This is a genomic window from Rothia amarae (assembly GCF_042677725.1).
GTDB classification, from domain to species: domain Bacteria; phylum Actinomycetota; class Actinomycetes; order Actinomycetales; family Micrococcaceae; genus Rothia; species Rothia amarae.
This window is the reverse complement of the sequence record NZ_JBHUCN010000012.1, coordinates 1-21,458: the sequence shown is the minus strand read 5'-3', so window position 1 is coordinate 21,458 and position 21,458 is coordinate 1. Positions and strand designations below refer to the sequence as shown.

Here is a 21,458-nt window from a genome sequence, read left to right as displayed (position 1 = left end):
CCCGCAGGGCTAGAAACCACCATCTGAATATGAATCGTGAGTCATATTCGCAAAGCGTGAATAGTGACCCTGAAAAGCAACAGCGATTGTCTTGGTCGGGCCATTACGATGCTTCGCCACAATGACATCCGCCTCACCAGCGCGAGGAGATTCCTTGTCGTAAACGTCGTCGCGGTGCAAGAGGATGACCATATCCGCATCCTGCTCAATCGAGTTATGCACAGTTATACCGTTAGCAATGAAGTTATGATGCCCCAGTACGGTTGCGTCAAAGACTTCTTCCTCGCCTGCATACTCAATACTCACCACGGTGTCCCAGAAGATGTCATTTACCGCGTGCATATCCAATTCAGCCGAATCAAGGACGGACGCAACTCGAGCCAATCGGCTACGAGAGGGCGAACGCTTATAGAAGGCGGAACCGCAATATTTGCTGCCCATATCTTTCTGGAAATCTCGATGTGTTATTCCTCGGTCAGAAAGTATATCTTTGACATCGTTCCATACCTCTGCAGGTACCGTGTCTACGTTAGTGTTTGACTTCATGCCTTCATTTTCAAGAATGTCCAGCAGACGTTGGCAATTCGTAGCACGCCCTCCATGAACACCAATCTCACGCAAGAAACGAAGCTGCTCATCGCGACCGGAAATATCTAAGGTGTAGCCCTGGCGATATTCTCCCTTCAGAGGCGCCTCACGCAGACGAGTAGAGATACCGAACCGTAGCAAAAGCAGGGAGATTTGTTCGGTCATCTGCCGGGATGTGGAGCCAAAATAAATGCGGCCGCTTCTACCATTTTTCTTTACAGTCACTGAACCATCAGTTGCCCACAGATGTTTGATAAACAGGGCGATTTGCGTTTTCGGCAATGTAAATACTTCAGCGGGAATAAATTTATCCCATGACCGCAATCCGAACAGTCCCAATTCGTCAAGCCACGCCGCAAGAGGGTTTCTCTTGCCATGGGTAAGACGATAGGGCGCCGGAAGACGTAAAGAAGTACAGCGAGCAACTTCATGAGTGTCTCGGACAGCAATAATACCGAAGTGCTTTGCCGCTTCTGTTACTGCTTGCAAGTTCTCCTCATCTACCGAGGCATAGCGGATAGATTGCCCCTTCACAAACGAACCGTCTCCCAACATATGAGCGAGCATCGTCACCTGCGCATCGTCCCATATAACACGGTTACTAGGCCCGTTCACGTGGCGGGGAACACTAATCCGCGAACCAGGTTCAAGCTCCCCCAGACCTTTCCACCCACGATACGTAAAGAAAGGGTGGTTCGCGGTTGCTCGAATCTGCTTACCTGAAGCAAGCTTCATGCAATAAACAGGTTTCACTCCGGTAGAGAAAACATGGGTAAGATGACGCTCAACGTACCGCATATCGTCACCAAGGGACCATACAGGAACATTCCGAGCGCCCGATGCGAACAACTCACCCATGGTCGTTTCTGCGCCAGTATCTGAGCGTAAAATACGGGTATCAGCAGTCAGACACCCAGATTCACGCAGATCCGACACCATGGGCTTCTTATCGGTTCGTTGCTCTGAACCACGATTCAACTGCGACAGCGCAATGAGCGGCACTTCGAGTTCCTTCGCCATGAGCTTCAGCGCACGCGAGAACTCGGAAACTTCTTGCTGACGCGACTCCACCTTTTTACCCGAACTCATCAGCTGCAAGTAGTCGAGAACGATGAGCTTCAAATTATTTCGCTGCTTCAGGCGGCGCGCTTTCGCCCGGATTTCCATCAGCGTCATATTGGGCGAATCGTCAATAAACAAAGGCGCGTTGTCCATTTTGCCGACGGCGGTAGCGAGCTTAGCCCACTGGTCGTCGTCGAGCTGCCCCCTGCGCAAATCCCCCAGGTTAAGAGAAGCCTCAGCGGCAAGAATCTTCATAGCAATCTCGTTGCGGCTCATTTCCAACGAGAAGAAAACGGTCGCCATATTGTTCTTAATCGCCGCAGAACGAGCGATGTCGAGGGCAAACGTAGAATTGTGAGTAGGGATCATGGCACGAGAAGCTAAGAAGAGATGCTCCTCATTATCTACCTGAATACAACGCACGGGCACAGACTCTATGGGCTCTACCGCCACGATAAACCGACTAGTTCGCTTAGGCGTGGGACGAGCGTCGCGAAGGCGATGAGCATCGTTCTTTCGCGATAATCCAAAGACCGTATCCGCAGCCGAAAAAGTAAGCTTGTATGCGGTAGAAGTAGCCTCAGAACGCCCCTTCACATGCTTAGTACGAAGGCCAGAGCGGTAACCCAACGAATGAATCAGCTCTTGAGCGTCCAACGCTAACTGGCGATTTGTCACGACCAGTTGCACACACCCAGCGTTAGTTACAGTACCGTCAGCGTCCAACAACCCAGCCAGAAGAGCTCTACGCTGCTTCTCGGAAGCCCGAAGGTAACTTGCAGGAATATGTTTATTACCAAGGACACCAAGCTTACGCAGTCGCCCTTGTACAGTTGATTTTTCTCTATAACATTCTAGGCATCTTGTCCCATGGCAATCTTTGCCACATTCGGAGCAGGGACGCACAACCCACGCTTTAAGTTCACCTGCATCCGACACGGTCGGTAGAGAAACAGAATAGGTTATTCCATCGACTTGTTTAACTTGATATCCGTCTAATTCAATCCCCGCGAGAACTTCGGAATCAGCTGATGTTACCCGGGCAGCGGCGCTCGCACCATCTCCAAGCCACACCCCCAAGGTATAAGGGGCAATCGGCAAATCAGCATCCGGAAATTGCAAAGGACGAGCGTTCTTCACGCTGTGATTGATACGGGCATCAGCAGTGTTGCAACGCAAAGTAGAACGAATCTCTTCAGTAGTTCGCACTTCAGCAGTATTCCGCTGGTTTTTTTGGAGGCCCGCTAGTACTGCCTGCTTAGACTTACGAGAGGCCCGGGTATCTGTGAGCCACTGATGTTCAGCATCGGCAATAATTTCCGACCCGTCATCGAAAACCACTCGATAACAAGGGCGATTATTCATTACCTCAGTAGCTGCAATCACGGTGGTGGGACAACCATCGGAGCCTAAAACCTGATCACCAACGGATAGTTCTGCCATCGTCGTCCAACCTGAGGGAGTAGGGATTGGAGTGTCGAGCGCAAGAGCCTTGCCCATTGCCGGCCTAGCCGCAATAACCACCATCTGACCGGGTTGCAACCCGGCGGTGAGCTCATCAAATTCAATAAAGCCAGTGGGGACGCCGTGAATACCACCGGCACGCGAGCCGTTCGCCTCAATCTCATTTACTGTGGAATCCATGGCTTCTTTGAGCTGGACATAATCTTCGTTCTCACGGCCGTCGGCAACGCTATAAACCTCAGCCTGCGCCTGGTTCACCAACCCTTCGACCTCGCCGTCCTGCGAATAACCCAGCTGGGCAATCTTAGTGCCAGCTTCAACCAGACGGCGCAAGACCGCGCGTTCTGCCACAATTTCCGCGTAGAATCCGGCGTTGGCAGCGGTGGGCACCGAGGAAATCAGCGAGTGCAGATAGGGGGCGCCGCCGATACGATTAAGTTCACCGCGTTTATTGAGTTCGTCGGCAACCGTAACGGCGTCGGCAGGTTCGCCGTGGCCGTAAAGAGTAATAATTGCTTCGTAGATATTCTCGTGCGCAGGCTTGTAAAAATCAGACCCACGCAGAACCTCCACGACGTCAGCAATCGCATCTTTAGAAAGCATCATGCCGCCCAGAACAGACTGCTCCGCCACATCATCGTGGGGAAGGGTACGGGCACCATACTCGGGGTTCTCAGACACTTTTTACCTCTTCTGCTAACTGCTAGGGTGGGTTCTATTTTCTCATGGCACAGAAAGACACACGAGGTGGGATTGATTACGGCATGAAATTTCCCTCCATAGAACATGAGAGAAGCTCATTGGTCTCGTGCATGAATTTTTCAGTTCATACCAGGTGTTGATGGGGTAAGCCTCAAGAGTTGTTAGTTCGGTGATTCCCTGAGATATCGGGCAATCTCTGCTCCGAGGAGCTTTACATAGTGGCTCGGGGTCTTTAGGGACTCCGCCAGGGTTACTTGGTGTCCTTCATACTCCATATCTAGGACGGCGAAAACCCGCTCAAACCCTGCCTTTTCTGCTCGTTGGGCAGTGAGCTCGTTGGAACCGCAGACAGCAAGAGTTCTCTTATGCTGCGCGCGGGCTGCGTTGGCGACGCCGGCAGGCCCCTTTCCTTGGAGGGTCTGCTCATCGAGCTTCCCCTCCCCCGTAATCACTACGTCTGCATGCTCTAATACCTGGTAAAAACCGGTAAGTTCAAAACAAATATCTACCCCCGGTCGCATTTTGGCCCCTAAAGCGAGGCAGGCGAATCCGAGTCCTCCTGCGGCCCCAGCGCCTTCCTGAGTGCTGAATGTTTCACGTGAAACACCCATATCCAACTCTAAAAGGTTGGAAAAATGTTTTAATGACCGGTCAAGAAGCAAAACTTGCTCTTCTGTTGCGCCCTTCTGCGGACCAAAAACAGCAGCCGCACCGCTCGAGCCTAAAAGAGGATTCGTGACGTCGCAAGCAACCGTGAAATCAATCGAATCTAACCGGTTATCCAGCCCCGATACATCTACTCGAGCCGCGCCCAGTAAAGTCCCTCCTCCTGCGCGCAGAGGCTCACCGTCGTCGTCTAGAATCTTTACGCCTAGAGCCTGCAACATCCCCGCACCAGCATCGGTAGTGGCAGATCCACCCAGCCCCACCACAATATGACGGGCTCCGGCATCCAACGCAGCAAGGATTAACTCACCCACACCAAAAGTTGTGGAATTGACCGCATCAAGCTGCTGAGAATCCATACGCCACAGCCCACATGCTTCCGCCACCTCAATCACAGCGGTCTGGGATAAACCTTCATAAGCGAACTGAGCCTCTACTGGCTCCCCCAGAGGACCAGAAACCGGCGCCATGATTTCCCGAAAACCAGCGGCAAGAGCCGCTTCGACCGTTCCATCTCCGCCATCAGCGATAGGACATATGAGTGGCTCAAAGGATCGCCCCAGCTCATCCTTCATCCCCTCTGCGATTGCTTCAGAAAGCCCAGCACCAGAAAGAGAACCCTTGAACTTATCAACTGCAATGAGAACGCTTGGGAAAGTAGCCATACTCCATTATGTTCAAAAAATCCCACAGTACGAACTAGTGAGAAACTTTCAAACCTATTACCCCGCCGATAATCATGAGCAAGAAAATAATTTTCACCCAAGATATTGATTCCGCGCCGGTAGCCATCGCAAAAATAACAGTTGTTACAGCCCACACCGCGTACCCTGCGCCCAGTGGAACCTCTCGCAGTGCGAATGAAAGCCCACCCATGCTCACCACAAGCGCCACTACAAAGACGACGCTGGGTAGCCACCGGGTAAACCCCTCCGAACGATCCAAAGCTGTAGCCCATACCGCTTCAAAAAGACCAGAAATAATAAGAATTGCCCAGTACATACCGCGCCCCAGCTCGAAAAAACAATAGTTATTTCAAGCCGTCTTTACTTTAGAGAGGACTCTCCGGGCACGGCTTACATCGTCCGGTGGGAGATACTCTAGCAAAATCCCACTATTTTTTAAACAAAAAACTAGCGGCCCGACCCCCATACTGGTCTTGCCGCTAGTTTTTAACACACACATTCTCGATACGAAATTCAGCATTTCTCGCACCGGCTATTCAACTTTCAGAAAGCTTCGGAATCCTTTTCAGGTGCTCCTCGAACCATCTATTACTAGTTAACACCAGCAACCTTTGGTATTCATTTAAGAATCCTGGGAGTCACCTGGAGATTTTAAAAACATTATATGAACGGTCTCAGAAGTTCATGAGGCAGGTGTTTGGGCAGACGAAAGGAAAGCACACTAGAGAACCTCGTCAAAGAGCGGTGGCCAGAAGCGCCAGCACAACCACCGGATTAGTCACCACCGTAAAAATCAACAGAAGCGCGTTCCATAGGGTCATGTGGCGATAACGAAATAGGCCCACCACCGTCAAAGTCATCACCAGAGCAGAGGCGATGATGCTCCCCACCAAACATACCAAAAAGAGAGTCAGGGTACCCGATGGGCTAGAAAGAGACCCATAAACCGCAATCAAAGAAAGGACTGTGGCGATCACTTGAACAATAAGTGCAACCAGGAACATCTGGGTGCTAGATTTCAGCGAACCCCACCGCGACGACGCACGGGAGGAAGAATCGGTTGTCTGGGATGATAAGCGCATAAATTCTAGTATGCCTTTACTTTCTAAGAACGGAATCAAAAGCGCCTTCACATACAAAGAATGCCGCTTCCCCAAGGAAAGCGGCATTCTTTACAAACGCGTGGCGCTCATAAGCAAAAACTTATGCAGCTACAACGTCAAGTTCAACGTTTGCTACAACGTCCTCGTGCAAGCGCACGGAAACGTTGTGAGTACCGGTGGACTTGATAGCGTTGCCAAGGTGGATCGCACGCTTGTCAACAGAACCTAGTCCAGCAGCTTCAATAGCGTCTGCAATGGTCTCTGCCTTAACAGAACCGAAGAGACGACCTTCGGAGCCAGCCTTGTGAGCAACGGTTACAGTTGCGTCTGAAAGCTTAGCTGCCTGAGCCTGTGCCTCTTCAAGTGATGCCTTAGCGCGAGCTGTACGAGCTGCGCGGATGGACTCAACCTGGCGTTCGCCGCCCTGGGTCCATACAACTGCGAAGCCGCGGGGCAGAAGGAAGTTACGTGCGTAGCCGTTCTTTACAGTAACGACGTCACCTGCAACACCCAGACCGGAAACTTCCTGAGTCAGAATGATCTTAGCCATGTTCTTTACTCTCCTTCTCTTTAGCGGCCAGCGCCGGAGTAAGGCAGGAGTGCAACTTCGCGGGCATTTTTAATTGCCTGAGCGATCTTGCGCTGTTCCTGCACGGTTACGCCAGTTACACGACGTGCGCGGATCTTGCCGCGATCGGAGATGAACTTACGCAGAAGAGCGACGTCCTTGTAATCAATCTCGGTTACGTCTGCAGCCTTGAGCGGGTTCTGCTTTGGTTTGGGCTTACGGATTTCAGCCTTAGCCATCGTGGTGCTCCTTTATTTTGTTGGGAGCCCGCGGCTAAACCGCGGGATGGTGGATATTTTTATTCGAAGGTTATCGGTTTAGAAGGGCGGTTCGTCTTCAGACGCCGCACCCCAGTCATAGTTTCCGCCGGACTGAGCGCCCCACGGATCTGCACTAGGTGCAGGAGCTGACTGCGGTGAGGACTGCTGGTTGCCCTGAGAGCCACCAAAGTTACCGCCACCGTTATTGTTGCTATAACCGTTGCCGCCGCTGAAACCACCCTGCTGGCCACCGGTGTTGCCACCATTGAAACCACCTTGGTTAGCTCCAGCGAAGTTGTTGCCTCCCCCATTGTTAAAACCGCCACCTTGCTGACCACCAAAGTTGTTACCTCCGGAGCGCTGGTTACGGTTCACGCTGGCAGATGCAAAACGGAGTGAGGGACCAATCTCTTCGATCTCTAGCTCCATTGAAGTGCGGCGTTCGCCTTCTTTAGTCTCGTACGAGCGGGACTTCAAACGGCCCTGTGCGATGACGCGCATACCCTTACGCAGGGTTTCTGCCACGTTTTCAGCGGCTTCACGCCATACTGATGCGCGAAGAAAGAGGGTCTCGCCTTCTTTCCATTCACCCGATGCGCGATCAAAATTGCGCGGGGTGGATGCGATCGTAAAGTTAGCTACCGCTGCACCGTTAGGGGTGAAACGAAGCTCGGGATCGCCGGTAAGGTTACCAACGACAGTAATGACGGTATCGCCAGCCATTTGATGCCTCCAGTCGAATAATCAAGTAATTAGAAAAAGTCTTTCATGAGGGTCTGACATTTTTAGGCGTCAATCTCAAAAATTCTGTAAAAAAATCACATCACTTTGAAACGGCGTGAACCAACCCCTTGAAAGGGATTACTTGGAGGAGATCTTCTGATCTTCCGGACGGATGATCTTGGTGCGCATCACGGATTCGTTCAAGTTAAGGCGACGATCCAATTCTGCTGCAGATTCCGGGGTAGAAGTGAAGTTGACGACTGCGTAGATGCCTTCGGTCTTCTTCTGGATTTCGTATGCCAGGCGGCGACGGCCCCAGATGTCCATCTTGTCAATGGTGCCGTTGTCCTTGGTTACGATTTCGAGGAACTTAGAGAGGGTAGGCTCAACAGCCTGATCCTCTACCTCGGGATTGAGGATAACCATCAATTCGTATTCACGCATGATTAAACCCCTCCTTTGGGCTAAACGGCTATGGGATTTCCATAGCAGGAGATATTTCGCGCTTGCACAAAAGCGGAGATTGGCCGATTCTGCACAGACTTTGCCACCTTACAGGATTAAACGCCTTATTTACAGGGTTTTTTGGAGGTTCGGCGCAAGGTCACACGAACTACAGACGTGTAAGTTCAGACCGCCACCGAGGGAAAGCGGCTAACCACCGTAGCTCCCCGGCGCTTCGACGTCGAACGGGAACAAAAACTAGTACGTGCGACGAACTGCTAGAGAGTTCATTAGCCCCACACGAATTGGCATGGTGAAGATATCTATGAACATGAGCAGACCCCACAAGACAATAAAGGGAATGCCTAGAATTATGTGCCAGGTGGTGGAACCGATAGCAAACAGAATGACGTAGAAGAGCGCCATAAAAGGCTGACGCAGATACAGCTTATGTAAACCTAACCAACCCAAGAAGAACCACAGTAGATAGGCAATGAGTAAAGATTTCTGCCGGACAATTACGGTGGTAGCTTGCTGGTTAATTCCGTAGGTAGGAGCAAAAGGATTGCGCTGATTATTTATATATTGCGGGGTGTAATGTTCGGGTCTTTCTGACATGGATTCTCCTTTGATGTAGCCGTGCAGATCTTAGAGATTCTGCTTGTATTACTTTTAAGGCTACTGAGAATTTGACTACCTGTCTGTACCTTTCGCAGAGGGTGAAGCAGAGGATTCAGAAGGCTCCCCCGCCTTTACCTCTATCGACGCACTTTTGCCCGATGAAACAACCGTTGCATCGATAGGAGTAGAGATTTTTTCGGTAATTTTCTTCCCGTTTTTTTCATAGGTCACGGCAAATTCTGCAGGTTTATATTTGCTAGCATGCCAAGTATCCCCCTTCTGGGAATCCTGTTCTAAATACATCACTGGACGTGAAATAAGATTCCATTCCACCTCGGTTATATTTTTTTCCGAGGGTGTTTTAGAAGCAGGGCAACCTTCTGGAGAGAGGGAACGAGAGTTCATACATTCCTGCACCCACTTATTAATCTCTTGATCCGTTTCACTCCACATACGGTAAGACGGACGAAGCTTATACTGCAGAGGCTTCAGCGAGCCCTGATCAAATCCCACGCCCACAGAGTAAGACCCACCGACCACCGAATAGTAGGAATCTTTAGGCATACCAAACTCAAATTTTCCGGGTAATAGAGCGACCTTCCAGAGGGAAGATTCCTCAGGAGAGAAAGCTCCAGTATCAGGTAAATCTACGGCATACCCGTTGATAAAGAATTCATCCAGAGGAAAAGAATTTTCCACCGATAAGAGCTTTTGCCCTGGCTCTGCAAGCTGCCAAGCATCATTAAAAATTCCCGTTTTATGGTCTTTCACCACGTTCAGACGAACCAGCTGTTCTTTACCATCTGCTTTTACTTTCACCTGCGCCGTCGCAGTATTGCCAGATTCCTGAATCTCTTCAATGGAATAGGATTCAACGCGGCCAGGTGACTGCCGATATATCGAATTCTTCAGAAAAACAACAGAGTCATCCCCATACGCCGAACGATCCATAGCCCTGAAATACCGGCCGTCTCGAAGATTGTTGAAGTGTTTTTCGATAGCTTCAGTGGGAGTACGAACGGTGGAAATATAGTTCCCTATAGTGGCAACGAGAATGCTAAGAATCACCACAACCGCCATGGCCCACCACAGACGCCGTTTCACCGACCGCATCTCAGAATAGGTAAGAATTCCTGCCGCCCTGCGCCCCCTGTTTACCGTGCGCAGAGAAACGGTAAGGATACGGTTATGAGACCAGCGATTGGCTGAATCTTCTTGAGGCTTCTGCTCCGTCATTTAGAAATCGTTTCTCAAGACATGAGGGGACTTGTTTCCCGGTTGAACCATTCCCGACTCATATGCGAAGACAACCACCTGCACGCGATCCCTTACATCAAGTTTGGAGAGAATCGACCGCACATGCGTTTTGACCGTGGTTTCTGAAACAAAGAACTTTTCTGCGATTTCAGAGTTGGAAAGACCGGTAGCTATTGCTTCCACTGTATCTCTTTCCCGGGGTGTCAAGGACTCTAATCTACTTTTATATATTCCATTTAAAGCATAATTACTAGTAGATGTGTTATTGATAAATTCTTCTACCAACCGAGCAGTCATCCGGGGAGCCACTATAGACTCCCCCGCATTTACCACTTGCACAGCTCTCACTAGCTCCTCAGGCTGCGCGTCCTTAAGCATAAATGCGCTGGCTCCCGCACGTAAACCAGCAAATGCATATTCATCCACATCAAAAGTGGTCAAAATGATGACTCGTGACTCCGTAGTTTGAGTAATCTGCCGCGTAGCTTCAATGCCATCCATAACTGGCATACGGACGTCCATCAGCACGACGTCGGGGCGCAGTTCTTGCGCCATTGCAACTCCTTGCGCGCCGTCGGATGCTTCCCCCACCACCTCAATATCCGTGCCCTCTAGCACCAGGCGAAATCCCATCCGCAGAAGAGACTGGTCGTCTACCAACAGCACGCGTAGCGGTGATGCTTCAAACATAGAGATCCTTACCTCCCGGAGCCAATACTCTTTATTTTAGTGATGAGTTGAAGGAACCGAAGATTCCCACACCAGATGAGCGCGAAGAGTCCAACCACCCATATCGTTAGGCCCAGCGATCACCGACCCGTTATAGAACGCAGCTCGTTCCCGAATACCAGTTAAACCCTTTCCTGACCCCAAAGAGCCTATACCCGAAGAATCTTCTAGCGCGGCTGTTCCATCGTTTATTACAGTGATCCAAACATCCGGTAGCATAACTTCCACTTTCACCCTCACCTCGCTAACATTCCGTCCATAACGAAGCGCATTAGTCAAAGATTCCTGCACAATACGGTAAAGGCTCAACCTCAAATTATTATCCGTAGGAATAGCCTCACCCCGGTATTCAAAGACAACTGGCATGCCCGTTGCTTCAAAAGAATCTACTAGCTCTTGAAGGTTCTCCCGAGCATCCATTGAAGTTCCCTCGGCAGGTGAAAGCGGCGCATTATGGGTATGAGGCTCCCGCAACACGCCCAAGGTTCGGCGCATATCAGCTAAAGCCGTACGTCCAGTATGAGAAAGCTCTTGAAGAACCTCCTCAGCCCGCTCAGGATTCTTCTTTCCCACAATCCGTGCACCGTCAGCCAAGGTAATCATTACGGTCAATGAATGCGCCACCACATCGTGCATTTCGCGAGCAATACGGGTTCGTTCTTCAGTAGCGGCGAGGACCTGTGTTTGATCAAAGCGTTCGACGATTTCACGATCAAACTCATTATTCTTATGCGTGAATCTGCCGAACATAACGACGACGAGGTTAATCGCCACACCCATACCCACGCTAAACCCTAAAAGAGTAAGAAGCGGGAGTGGATTCTCTTGTAAAGAGATAGTTGAACCATCGCCCGTAGGTATCGGCTCAGAAAGATAAAGGAACCCCATGAGAACCATATTGGCGGCGCTCACAGCAAGGAAACCAAAAATAGTCAGACGGAGACTCAGCTCCGCAGCAACAGTGTAGAGAAAGATCCACGGCACAAAACCCGCCAGCGAAAAGCTGCTCTCGGTACCGACGATAACGGAATAGATAAGGTCGACCAATGTTGCCCCTAGCAAAAGTTGCAGGGGCCACCGTTTGCGCACAAAAATCAGGGCAGTATTCAACAGATTGAAAACGATAAGAACAAGAAGATGCGGCACCGAAGGCCAATCTCGCGGAATTGCCATAACCACCAAGAACATCCCCTGCAGCAACAGGTTCAGCCCGGCAAGTATCCCGTTAGTAGCTACAGGATGAGCCTTCACCCAACGCGTAGTCCTTCCCCGACGAAGCGCAACAAGGCGCTGCCCCTCGGAAAGAGGCGCAGCGCCAGATGTTGAACGAGACTTCATACCTTACTTAGCGTCGGTGAAAGCAAACCGCAGGTAACCGAGCAAAGCAGGAACACCAGCCCAAAGAGCCAGCCAAGCCCCAGATTCCTGGTAGCCAACCTTAGCGTCCTCCGGCAAACCGTAAGAAGTGATGTTGTTGCCCAAACTTGCTGGGAGGTAAGGTGCGAAATCGGTTGCCCAGTCAAACTGCAAGGTGCTGAAAATAATCTGCATCACGAACATCAAGACAACGACCAAAACCACGCCGCCCGCATTGCTACGCAATAGCGCGCCAAATCCGAGACCCATCCAAGCCATAAGCATGAAGTAGATTGCCACACCCAGCCAGTTCATGACGGCACCCGAAGAGAAATCAATTTTGCTCGAAAGCTCCTCATTGAGAATGGGAGTAGAAGCAAAATAGGAAAGAGCAGCTACAACAAATCCGGTAATGAAACCGAAGACGCTCACCACAAGGAACTTCGCTACATACACCATAGAACGGCGAGGAACCACCGTAAGAGTAGTACCAATAGCCCGTGTGGCATATTCAGATGCCACAAAAACCACGGCAATAGAAGCAATGAGCATATTAGCTAGCATGGTGCCCGACGCGCCCAGCCCGTGAGCATAATGTACTAGACCATCAATCGTGAAGTACGAAGCGCCGTCTTCCCCAGCTTGAGCCGCCATCTCGGCAGCCATTTGAGGATTGTCGCGCAACATATCAGCCTGTGAGTTAAGGTTCATTGCAAAGAGAAGCGCCAAACCAATCATCACAACACCCACAATAAGTGTCATAACCCAGTTAGTGGTCAACGTGCGGAACTTGAGAGCTTCTGAACGAACCGTACCGAAAAAGCTCAATTTCTTATCAGCGTAGGCGCTTCGCGACGCAATGGAAGTCCGCGACGCAGTTGAGGTAGTGGTGGTCATTAGTTTTCCTCCTGCTGTGAAGTGGTTCCAGATACTGCGCGGCTACCCTGCTGGCCCGCCCACGGCGTCGATTCCTGGTTCGCATTCGACTGATTTATACCGTTTGATTCATACATTGTTGCCCCGGGAGCCACAGGTGAGACACCTGCACCAGTCTGATGATTTTCCGGTAAATCAGAGGAGTTATATTCCACTTCGTCCCGGGTCATATTCATGTAGACATCTTCCAAAGAAGCAATCTGCGGGGTGATCTCATGCAGAAGCACATTCGACTCCGCCGCCAAGCGAGCGAGAGACCGCGCGTCCAACCCTTGAACCATCAAACCGTCTGTTTCGATGGGCGAAACCGAGGTTCCTCGTTCTTGAAGAAGACGATCAAGCTGCTCACGGTGATCAGTACGAACTAAAATGCGATCATTTGCTGCCAGCGACAAGAAATCTTGAATGGAAGAGTTGGCAAGAACTCGACCGCGGCCAATCACCACGAGGTCATCAGCAGTCTGTGCCATTTCGCTCATCAAGTGAGAGGAAATCAGTACAGTTTTGCCTTCAGATGCGAGGTAGCGCGCTAGGTTACGCACCCAGATAACACCTTCAGGGTCAAGTCCGTTGACGGGCTCGTCCAAAATAACATTCTGCGGATCGCCCAGGAGCGCGGCTGCAATGCCCATGCGCTGTCCCATACCGAGGGAGAATCCGCGAACCTTCTTTTTGGCGACGGCGCTCAGACCGGTCATATCGATGACTTCATCGACACGACTCTTGGGAATGCCGTGAGTAAGAGCGAGGGAGCGCAGGTGGTTTAGACCTGAGCGTCCAGGGTGCATTGCCTTGGCGTCGAGCAGAACTCCCACCGAGGAGAGAGGAGATGACTTTGAGGCGTATTTTTCGCCGTCTACCAGCGCCTGCCCGCTGGTGGGTTTTTCCAACCCGACAATCATGCGCATGGTGGTTGATTTACCTGCGCCGTTGGGGCCGAGGAAGCCGGTGACTTTGCCGTTAGGGACGGTAAAGCTGATGTTATCGACGGCTGTTTTCGCCCCGTATTTTTTGGTGAGATTTCTAATCTCGAGCATGTATTTTCCTCGCTCAATAGGTGGTCTAGAAGATTTACCTGTCTACTCTCTACAGTACGGGGATAGGAGGCTTATTAGGTATAACTTCAGGTATGAAATCCTTAGAGACCTTCTAGTCCGCAAGGATGAGGTTGCCGGTTCCGAGCGAGCGAGGAAGAAAGAGGCAACCGAATAGGAAGCTATGAGCGTAGCGAATGCCCAGGCCGGTTCCGAGCGAGCGAGATGGAAGCAGATTTTCCGAGCGAGCGAGGAAATAAAAATCTGCTGGAATAGCTGAGCTTGCGAAGCTGAAGATGCGACCGTCAAAACGCACCTTTAACCAGCAGTTGCTGGTCAAAGGTGAACTTTCTGGTCGCTTGTCCCGTCTCGGAATTCAGATCCCCTGATCCGCTGCCCATTCTTTGAGCCTGCGGGTTGCTTCTTCTTCTCCTAATGAACCTTCATCGAGGCGCATGTTTAGCAAAAATTTATATGCCTTTCCAACTATAGGTCCAGGTGAAACCCCTAAAATCTCCATGATTTGTTCGCCGTCAAGATCCGGACGCATGGCGTCGAGCTCTTCTTGTTCGGCAAGTTCTTCGATACGACGTTCGAGATCGTCATAGGCGTGAGCAATCCGGTTTGCTCGGCGCTTATTGCGGGTTGTGACATCAGCACGAGTGAGTCGGTGCAACCGCTCCAGCAGGTCTCCGGCGTCGCGCACGTAGCGGCGTACCGCCGAGTCGGTCCAGCCGGCATCGCCATAGCCGTAGAAACGCATGTGTAGCTCGACGAGGCGAGCCACTGCCTTGATGGTGTCATTATCAAATCGCAAAGCCCGCATACGTTTTTTAACCAGCTTTGCCCCCACGATGTCGTGATGCAAGAAGCTCACCGAACCGTTGGGCTCAAACTTGCGGGTATCTGGCTTTCCGATGTCGTGCATCAAAGCTGCAAAACGAAGCACGAAGTCGGGGGCGGGAACAGGGCCTTCAGTGTCTGTCTCAAGTGAGGCTGCCTGCTCTAAGACCTTCAAAGAGTGCTGGTACACGTCTTTATGATGATGGTATTCGTCCACTTCCAGTTTGAGAGCGGGAATTTCCGGCAGAACGTAGCCCGCCAGCCCTGATTCCACGAGGAGCTCAATTCCACGTACGGGAGCAGGTGCCTTAATAAGTTTGACCAGCTCATCCCGCACTCGTTCAGCCGAAATAATGTTGATGCGCTCTGCCATGTCCGTCATAGCGGTGAAAACTTCGGGGGCAACGTCAATATCAAGGCGTGCGGCAAAGCGGGCTGCGCGCATCATGCGTAAGGGGTCGTCTGAGAACGAATCTTCTGCAGTGCCCGGTGTGCGAATAACCCCGGCTTCCAGATCGGATTCCCCTCCGAAAGGATCAACCAGTTCTAAAGAAGGGAGGCGCAGCGCCATAGAGTTGATGGTGAAGTCCCGGCGAAAGAGATCGTCTTCGAGATTATCGCCAAAGGCAACCTGGGGCTTACGGGAATCAGGGTCATATGCGTCGGCGCGATAGGTGGTAATTTCCACCATTTCGTTTCCCTTACGCACCCCAATGGTGCCGTATTCCTTACCGATTTCCCAGGTAGTATCAGCCCAATCTTTGACCACTGCAAGGGTTTGGTCGGGATGAGCGTTTGTAGTGAAATCAAGATCGGTTGCCTGCTGATGCAGAAACAGGTCGCGTACAGGACCACCCACCAATGAGAGTTCGAACCCCGCCGTCTCGAAAAGCTTACCGAGCTCTAGGGCAAGGGGATGGATTGCAGAGGTGTCAAGAGATTTCGCCATAGTCCCTTAATCGTGCCAGATAACTGGCAGATGTTCGCACTCTCTCACCATTAATCACACTTATGCATTTCTATCGGTTAAGGTAGAGACATGACTTTTCCAGTACCCCGGGCTCCCAAGAGACGTGCGTTTACGCCCGTTTCCATGTTGCCCACGGTGGAAGAAGTCTCCGCAGGCGGCGTAATTGTCGATTTTGATAACCCTGCTTTACCCGTTGCCATCATTGCTCGTGTAAACCGTGGGGGACGCCTGGAATGGTGCTTGCCTAAGGGACATCCGGAAAATGATGAGAACAATATTCAAGCCGCAGCTCGGGAAATTGAAGAAGAGACGGGCATTATGGGCGATGTCTTGGCGTCTTTAGGCAGTATTGATTACTGGTTTACGGTTGCTGGACGGCGTGTGCATAAGACGGTTCACCACTATCTTCTTTCTGCCACTGGTGGCTATCTCACAACCGAAAAAGACCCTGACCACGAGGCTGTTGACGTAGCGTGGGTTAATATAGACGATTTGGGGCGCAAGCTTTCGTTCCCTAATGAGCGCCGCATCGCTGAGATTGCGCGCGAGTACATCATCCACCAGCTTTCTTAGGCGGGGCGCGGATTCGCCTGCTTATTTGCAGTCAACACGCAGAAAAGAGTTCACACGTGGCACGTACCGGTGCATTTTCGAGTGCCATTATGGCGTCGGGAACTATGGTTTCTCGCATTCTCGGCTTTGTGAAGACCATTCTGATTACCATTGCTATTGGTTCTGGCACAGCAATGGGTACTATTTTTGAAACCGCGAATACCCTTCCGAACCTGATTTATGTGTTGGTTGCCGGGGGTATTTTTAATGCGGTGCTGGTTCCGCAAATCATCAAGGCGGCAAAGCATGATGACGGCGGTTCAGATTTTATTTCTCGTCTGATTACTCTGGCGAGCGTGGGAATTGCCGCAGTTACCTTGGTTGTAGTTGCCTGTGCTTGGCCAATTATTTCGATTATGGGTCAAGAGTGGAGCGACGATCAGCGAGCGCTCGGTCTGGTATTCGCCCTGTGGTGTTTGCCGCAGATTTTCTTCTACGGTTTTTACACGATTATTGGTCAGGTTTTGAACGCCCGCGGGGCGTTTGGCTGGTACATGTGGTCGCCGGTCATCAATAATATTGTGGCTATTGGCGCGCTGATTTACTTTATTTTTGCGTTTGGCCGTCAGAGTGCTGAGGTTCCCCCGCTGCATGATGTGTCGAATTGGACTTCCGCTCAGACTCTTGTGCTGGCGGGTTCTGCTACGGTGGGCGTGGCTATTCAGGCGCTGATTTTGTTGATTCCTCTGCAGCGGTTGGGTTTGAGGTTGCGCCCTAAGTTTGGGTGGCGTGGTATTGGTTTGGGTGATTCTGCCAAGTTGGCGGGGTGGACTTTGGCTACCGGCGTCGTCTCTAATTTAGCGTTTTTCTATCTCACGAAGACTGCTTCAAATATTATTGCCCATGATGGGCAGATTATTCCGGGTATTCAGGCATTGAATTACTCGTCGATGTTGTACTCGTTGCCGCACGGTGTGATTGGTTTGTCGATTGCTACGTATCTTTTCAATAAGATGTCTCAAGCTTCGCAGGACGACGACGCCGAGAACGTTGTTGCTGCTCTTTCTTCTGGGTTGCGGGTGTCGTCAGTTGCCACTATTTTCCTGGCTGTAGCGCTGATTGTTTTTGCTGGCCCTGTGGGGATGCTCTTTGGTAATGGGAATGTGACGTCGGCGGCTCAGATTGGTCAGACTATTACGGTGATCGCTTTGGGTGGGCCTTTCTTGACTATCGCTTTCATGATGGGGCGTGTGTTGTATGCGCAGGAGGATGCGCGTACACCATTCTTTATTCAGCTGGTTTCTGCGGTGTTTATTGTGGTGGCTGGTTTTATTGCGTCGCGTTTGGATCCTTCTCATACGGTCTTCGCGCTGGCAGGTACTTATGCGTTACAGAATGTTCTGGCGGTTATTCTCAGCCATTTCGTGTTGAGAAAACGGTTTGGTCGTTATGACGGTCGAAATATTGTGTTGACTCATGCTCGGGTTGCGCTGTCATCGTTTTTTGCCGGCCTTTTTGGGGCGTGGGCTCTGTGGCTTTTGGGTGGCTATTCGTTCAACGGTTTTGCCTGGAGTAGCATTATGAACGCGCTGATTACAATTATGGTCGGTGGCGTTGTGATGTCTGTTGCCTACTATTTCTTCCTTCTTATTTTTCGGGTGCAGGAACTAGATGTTCTGCTGAATCCTTTGCGTCGGAAAATTCCTTTCCTCTAAACCTTTCTCTACCCCGCCACGATTGAGGGGTTGAGCAGGTAAACTTCACTTAAAATCACTGACCACGTAAGAAATCTTGCCTTTTGGAGGACCACTTGTCCCAGTCGCACTCTTCTCAGCCGATTCCTGTGAACACTGTTCTTGGCGAGCGCTATAAAGTGACCGGAGCTGTTACTGAAACAGCTGATGGCGATTCGATTCTTGAGGGCAAGGACACCGTTCTCAATCGTAAGGTTTCGATTGTAGTGGCGGCTACTGCCCATAATGATCGGTTGATTGCGAATGCTCGCACGCTGGTGACTAATGCCCGTTCGCAGGTGCAGGTGCTCGATTTGGGTAATACGAGTGGTCGTGCGTATTTGGTGACGGCGTTGGCGCGTCCAGATACGCTGTTGGATACGTTGTTGGTGGATTCTTCGACCCTGGCGGCGTCGTCTGAATCGCAGGAGGCGTTGGGGGAGGAAATCTTTGGGGATGAAGATTCCACTGCTCCCGGTTCTTTTGCGGCAACTCGTTCATCTTCCCCGCAGTCTATTTCTGCCACGCGGGAAATTCCTGGTTATTCGGTAGAAGCTCCTGTGGTTGCGGGATCGGCGGTTGCTGCCGGGGCAGCTGGTCAGGAACATGCGGATGCCTATTACGCTGATGAGGTTCCCGACTATGAGGATTACGACGATTATGCCGACGACGATGAAGAAAAGAGCGGCGGCGGCGTATGGGCTGTAGCCATTGCTGCGATTCTTTTGCTTGTAGTGGGTGTGGCGGTAGTCTTCAGTTCTCTCTCTGGCATGGTGAAGGATAAGGGCGAGGAGCAGGCTGCTACTCCGGCGTCGTCATCCTCCTCTGCTGCGGCGTCTTCTAGCAGCGCTACTCCTTCTTCCACTCCGTCTGAAACAAAAAAGGCAGATGCCAAGCTAGCTGGTAACGTGACCCGTCTTGTTCCTGCTAACCCTAGTTTCATGGCGGATCAGGACAACACTTTGGGGCAGATGACCGATGGCAATACCTCCACCGCGTGGATGAGCTATGGTTTTGCTACCTCTAATTTTGGTGGCGCTACTGATCAGGTCGCGTTGGCCTTTGAGTTGGAGGAGCAGGCTCCCGTTTCTCAGCTCACCATTGAGCAGCAGAGTGGAACCGGTGGTGCGTTCACAGTTTTGACCAACGATTCGGCGTCTCTGGATGGTGCTACTGAAGTGGGTTCAGGCTCTTTCGCCGGATCTACGGTGAGTGTTGATCTTGACCAGCAGAAGCAGAAGGACGGCGCTAAGTTCGTTATTATTCGCTTCACTGAAGCTCCTCAGCTCACCCAGCCCATTGCGGGTTACAGCTATGGTCTGCGTATCGCAGAGGTTTCAGTTTCTAACTAAGTTTTTGCCTATCAGCGTTCTCATGAGGAATATTCGGGGGCGCTGATAGGTTTTATTAACCGATAAGTTTTTATTTCCTGGGAAAGGATTTCAGATGGCTACCGATTCATTGGGTGGGCTCTTTGCCGCAGGTGCCGGCGCATCAATTAATGTAAGCCCCGCCAGCGTTGAAAAACCTGCTCCTGAAGCAGATGAGAACCAGCCGGTTCATGACGTCATCATTGTGGGTTCTGGCCCTGCTGGTTACACCGCAGCGATTTATACCGCACGCGCAAATCTGAAGCCTGTACTTTTTGCTTCGTCGGTCTCCCCCGGTGGCGATCTGATGACTACTACCGAAGTGGAGAACTTCCCCGGCTTCGTAGATGGTATCCAGGGCCCCGAGCTAATGACTACCATTGGTGCACAAGCAGAGCGTTTCGGAGCGGATATCCGTTACGAGGACGTCGAACAGCTTGAACTAGATGGCGACACCAAGAAGGTCATTTTGAGTGACGGCTCTGTTCACCTGGCAAAGACCGTTATTATTTCTACCGGTTCCGAGTACCGCAAGCTAGGTATCGAGGGCGAGCAACGCCTTTCCGGGCACGGCGTTTCCTGGTGCGCCACCTGTGATGGTTTCTTCTTCAAAGAAAAAGAACTCGCAGTGGTTGGCGGTGGCGATTCCGCATTGGAAGAGGCTCTCTATCTGACTAACCACGCATCCAAGGTCTATCTGGTGCACCGCCGCGATTCGCTACGCGGTTCTGAGATTATGCAGCAGCGCGTATTTGATCACGAGAAGATTGAAGTTATTTGGGATTCTGCCGTCAAAACCATTAATGGTGAAGACAAGGTTTCTTCGGTAACTCTGACCAACACTAAAACCGGTGAAGAATCAGAGCTGACTGTTGAAGGTGTTTTCGTTGCGATCGGTTCTGATCCTCGGACTGCTTTGGTGGCAGGTAAACTCAAGCTGACCGATGCGGGAACCATCGCCGTCGACGGACGTACTTCTAAGACCTCTATCCCCGGTGTATTCGCTGCAGGCGACGTCATTGACCCGACTTACCGCCAGGCTATTACTGCTGCCGGTTCAGGCTGTGTAGCGGCTCTGGACGCCCAGCACTACCTCGAAACCCTCTAAACCATCCCCATTTTTTGAAAGGACACCACATGTCACAGCAGGTAACAGACGCTAATTTCTCTGAAGAGGTTCTCTCCTCCGATAAGCCCGTTATTGTAGATTTCTGGGCTGAATGGTGCGGTCCTTGCCGCATGGTTGGTCCCGTTATCGACGAGATCGGTGAAGAGTACGCCGAGCAGGTCAAGGTTGTAAAGCTGGATGTCGAGAACAATCCCGCGACTGCAATGAAGTATGGAATCACCTCAATTCCCGCTATCTACGTTTTCAAGGATGGCGAAGTAGCTCAGCAGACCGTTGGCGCAAAGCCCAAGGCTGCTTTGGTAAAAGAATTTGCCGAATACCTTCAGGCATAAAATTTTTATATGAATAAGAATGGAGAATTCCTCGATTTGAGGAATTCTCCATTTTTTTGATGAAAGGTTAGATAATGAATTATCAATGAGGTGGTACTTTTCAAATCAATGATTTCGCTGTTCCTCGCATTGGTTATGGAATGGGTGGAATTACTCGTAAAGTAGAGCAAAATAATGGCGATCATTCTGAGGGAATTAGACTTCTCAATGAAGCTTTTGATTTGGGAATCCGTCATTTTGATATGACTCAGTTTTACAGTGAGGCTTATTCATAAGGGGTAAAAACCAGGAACCCGCCACCAACTAGACAACGGTCCCACCGAAGGCAAA

Annotated in this window: 22 protein-coding genes; 6 read left to right on the top strand and 16 right to left on the bottom strand. The window is 51.0% G+C overall.

All coding sequences use genetic code 11. The annotated features are described in order from the left end of the window. Window positions 1-9: 9 nt before the first annotated feature. The 16 genes from ACFR81_RS06755 to ACFR81_RS06680 all read right to left on the bottom strand — a co-directional run bounded on the left by ACFR81_RS06755 (window position 10) and on the right by ACFR81_RS06680 (window position 15,991). A complete protein-coding gene (locus tag ACFR81_RS06755) occupies window positions 10-3,795 on the bottom strand; it encodes a replicative DNA helicase (RefSeq protein ID WP_343873619.1) in 3,786 nt (1,261 codons plus the stop codon). A gap of 182 nt (window positions 3,796-3,977) precedes the next feature. Beyond that, complete coding sequence (locus tag ACFR81_RS06750; protein WP_343873620.1) at window positions 3,978-5,147, bottom strand: glycerate kinase; 1,170 nt, start codon at window positions 5,145-5,147, stop codon at window positions 3,978-3,980. Window positions 5,148-5,181: 34 nt separating this feature from the next. Then, window positions 5,182-5,484, bottom strand: a complete 303-nt coding sequence (locus tag ACFR81_RS06745; protein ID WP_343873621.1) for a DMT family transporter — start codon at window positions 5,482-5,484, stop codon at window positions 5,182-5,184. A 418-nt stretch (window positions 5,485-5,902) separates the two neighbouring features. Further along, window positions 5,903-6,250, bottom strand: a complete 348-nt coding sequence (locus ACFR81_RS06740) for a hypothetical protein (RefSeq protein ID WP_145176024.1) — start codon at window positions 6,248-6,250, stop codon at window positions 5,903-5,905. 121 nt (window positions 6,251-6,371) lie between these two features. Then, window positions 6,372-6,821 (bottom strand): 50S ribosomal protein L9, encoded by a 450-nt coding sequence (rplI, locus tag ACFR81_RS06735; protein WP_068168827.1) that lies wholly within the window; start codon window positions 6,819-6,821, stop codon window positions 6,372-6,374. A gap of 20 nt (window positions 6,822-6,841) precedes the next feature. After that, window positions 6,842-7,078, bottom strand: a complete 237-nt coding sequence (gene rpsR / locus ACFR81_RS06730) for a 30S ribosomal protein S18 (protein WP_068168824.1) — start codon at window positions 7,076-7,078, stop codon at window positions 6,842-6,844. 78 nt (window positions 7,079-7,156) lie between these two features. Continuing rightward, window positions 7,157-7,822 (bottom strand): single-stranded DNA-binding protein, encoded by a 666-nt coding sequence (locus ACFR81_RS06725; RefSeq protein ID WP_068168821.1) that lies wholly within the window; start codon window positions 7,820-7,822, stop codon window positions 7,157-7,159. A gap of 138 nt (window positions 7,823-7,960) precedes the next feature. After that, the gene (gene rpsF, locus ACFR81_RS06720) at window positions 7,961-8,266 is read right to left on the bottom strand and encodes a 30S ribosomal protein S6 (protein ID WP_068168818.1); all 306 of its coding nucleotides are present in this window, start codon (window positions 8,264-8,266) and stop codon (window positions 7,961-7,963) included. Between the two features lie 258 nt (window positions 8,267-8,524). Further along, window positions 8,525-8,884, bottom strand: a complete 360-nt coding sequence (locus tag ACFR81_RS06715; protein WP_068168815.1) for a TM2 domain-containing protein — start codon at window positions 8,882-8,884, stop codon at window positions 8,525-8,527. Between the two features lie 75 nt (window positions 8,885-8,959). Next, a complete protein-coding gene (locus ACFR81_RS06710) occupies window positions 8,960-10,123 on the bottom strand; it encodes a hypothetical protein (protein ID WP_343873629.1) in 1,164 nt (387 codons plus the stop codon). Beyond that, window positions 10,124-10,834 (bottom strand): response regulator transcription factor, encoded by a 711-nt coding sequence (locus ACFR81_RS06705; protein ID WP_343873631.1) that lies wholly within the window; start codon window positions 10,832-10,834, stop codon window positions 10,124-10,126. Window positions 10,835-10,870: 36 nt separating this feature from the next. Then, window positions 10,871-12,211, bottom strand: coding sequence for a sensor histidine kinase (locus ACFR81_RS06700; protein ID WP_343873633.1), 1,341 nt, complete (start codon window positions 12,209-12,211; stop codon window positions 10,871-10,873). Window positions 12,212-12,214: 3 nt separating this feature from the next. Continuing rightward, window positions 12,215-13,126, bottom strand: a complete 912-nt coding sequence (locus ACFR81_RS06695; protein ID WP_343873635.1) for an ABC transporter permease subunit — start codon at window positions 13,124-13,126, stop codon at window positions 12,215-12,217. Further along, window positions 13,126-14,202, bottom strand: a complete 1,077-nt coding sequence (locus ACFR81_RS06690; protein WP_343873638.1) for an ABC transporter ATP-binding protein — start codon at window positions 14,200-14,202, stop codon at window positions 13,126-13,128. The genes ACFR81_RS06695 and ACFR81_RS06690 overlap by 1 nt, the downstream gene beginning before the upstream one ends. Window positions 14,203-14,314: 112 nt before the next feature. Then, entirely contained in the window at window positions 14,315-14,539 is a 225-nt protein-coding gene (locus ACFR81_RS06685) for a hypothetical protein (protein WP_151147178.1), read from the bottom strand. Between the two features lie 36 nt (window positions 14,540-14,575). Then, window positions 14,576-15,991 (bottom strand): CCA tRNA nucleotidyltransferase, encoded by a 1,416-nt coding sequence (locus ACFR81_RS06680; protein ID WP_068168790.1) that lies wholly within the window; start codon window positions 15,989-15,991, stop codon window positions 14,576-14,578. Between the two features lie 90 nt (window positions 15,992-16,081). Between ACFR81_RS06680 and ACFR81_RS06675 the strand changes: the two genes are divergently transcribed. The 6 genes from ACFR81_RS06675 to ACFR81_RS06650 all read left to right on the top strand — a co-directional run bounded on the left by ACFR81_RS06675 (window position 16,082) and on the right by ACFR81_RS06650 (window position 21,403). After that, window positions 16,082-16,585, top strand: coding sequence for an NUDIX hydrolase (locus tag ACFR81_RS06675; RefSeq protein ID WP_068168787.1), 504 nt, complete (start codon window positions 16,082-16,084; stop codon window positions 16,583-16,585). A 56-nt stretch (window positions 16,586-16,641) separates the two neighbouring features. Next, entirely contained in the window at window positions 16,642-18,279 is a 1,638-nt protein-coding gene (gene murJ, locus ACFR81_RS06670) for a murein biosynthesis integral membrane protein MurJ (RefSeq protein ID WP_068168784.1), read from the top strand. A 95-nt stretch (window positions 18,280-18,374) separates the two neighbouring features. Continuing rightward, window positions 18,375-19,649: a hypothetical protein gene (locus ACFR81_RS06665; protein ID WP_068168874.1), complete on the top strand. Its 1,275-nt coding sequence runs from the start codon at window positions 18,375-18,377 to the stop codon at window positions 19,647-19,649. Window positions 19,650-19,743: 94 nt separating this feature from the next. Further along, window positions 19,744-20,775 carry a thioredoxin-disulfide reductase gene (trxB, locus tag ACFR81_RS06660; protein WP_145175996.1) on the top strand — a complete coding sequence of 344 codons (1,032 nt, stop codon included), beginning with the start codon at window positions 19,744-19,746 and terminating at the stop codon, window positions 20,773-20,775. 29 nt (window positions 20,776-20,804) lie between these two features. Beyond that, on the top strand, window positions 20,805-21,128 hold the full coding sequence (gene trxA, locus ACFR81_RS06655; RefSeq protein WP_145175993.1) for a thioredoxin: 324 nt from the start codon (window positions 20,805-20,807) through the stop codon (window positions 21,126-21,128). Window positions 21,129-21,232: 104 nt separating this feature from the next. After that, complete coding sequence (locus ACFR81_RS06650) at window positions 21,233-21,403, top strand: aldo/keto reductase (protein ID WP_377148687.1); 171 nt, start codon at window positions 21,233-21,235, stop codon at window positions 21,401-21,403. Window positions 21,404-21,458 lie beyond the last annotated feature (55 nt).

Bases quoted from the DNA above. Each gene is read 5' to 3' on its own strand.
- ACFR81_RS06690 (WP_343873638.1), bottom strand. From the start codon at position 14,202: ATGCTCGAGATTAGAAATCTCACCAAAAAATACGGGGCGAAAACAGCC.
- ACFR81_RS06700 (WP_343873633.1), bottom strand. From the start codon at position 12,211: ATGAAGTCTCGTTCAACATCTGGCGCTGCGCCTCTTTCCGAGGGGCAG.
- ACFR81_RS06750 (WP_343873620.1), bottom strand. From the start codon at position 5,147: ATGGCTACTTTCCCAAGCGTTCTCATTGCAGTTGATAAGTTCAAGGGT.
- ACFR81_RS06740 (WP_145176024.1), bottom strand. From the start codon at position 6,250: ATGCGCTTATCATCCCAGACAACCGATTCTTCCTCCCGTGCGTCGTCG.
- ACFR81_RS06715 (WP_068168815.1), bottom strand. From the start codon at position 8,884: ATGTCAGAAAGACCCGAACATTACACCCCGCAATATATAAATAATCAG.
- rpsF (WP_068168818.1), bottom strand. From the start codon at position 8,266: ATGCGTGAATACGAATTGATGGTTATCCTCAATCCCGAGGTAGAGGAT.
- ACFR81_RS06675 (WP_068168787.1), top strand. From the start codon at position 16,082: ATGACTTTTCCAGTACCCCGGGCTCCCAAGAGACGTGCGTTTACGCCC.
- ACFR81_RS06725 (WP_068168821.1), bottom strand. From the start codon at position 7,822: ATGGCTGGCGATACCGTCATTACTGTCGTTGGTAACCTTACCGGCGAT.
- rplI (WP_068168827.1), bottom strand. From the start codon at position 6,821: ATGGCTAAGATCATTCTGACTCAGGAAGTTTCCGGTCTGGGTGTTGCA.
- ACFR81_RS06745 (WP_343873621.1), bottom strand. From the start codon at position 5,484: ATGTACTGGGCAATTCTTATTATTTCTGGTCTTTTTGAAGCGGTATGG.
- ACFR81_RS06705 (WP_343873631.1), bottom strand. From the start codon at position 10,834: ATGTTTGAAGCATCACCGCTACGCGTGCTGTTGGTAGACGACCAGTCT.
- ACFR81_RS06680 (WP_068168790.1), bottom strand. From the start codon at position 15,991: ATGGCGAAATCTCTTGACACCTCTGCAATCCATCCCCTTGCCCTAGAG.
- rpsR (WP_068168824.1), bottom strand. From the start codon at position 7,078: ATGGCTAAGGCTGAAATCCGTAAGCCCAAACCAAAGCAGAACCCGCTC.
- trxA (WP_145175993.1), top strand. From the start codon at position 20,805: ATGTCACAGCAGGTAACAGACGCTAATTTCTCTGAAGAGGTTCTCTCC.
- ACFR81_RS06710 (WP_343873629.1), bottom strand. From the start codon at position 10,123: ATGACGGAGCAGAAGCCTCAAGAAGATTCAGCCAATCGCTGGTCTCAT.
- trxB (WP_145175996.1), top strand. From the start codon at position 19,744: ATGGCTACCGATTCATTGGGTGGGCTCTTTGCCGCAGGTGCCGGCGCA.
- ACFR81_RS06695 (WP_343873635.1), bottom strand. From the start codon at position 13,126: ATGACCACCACTACCTCAACTGCGTCGCGGACTTCCATTGCGTCGCGA.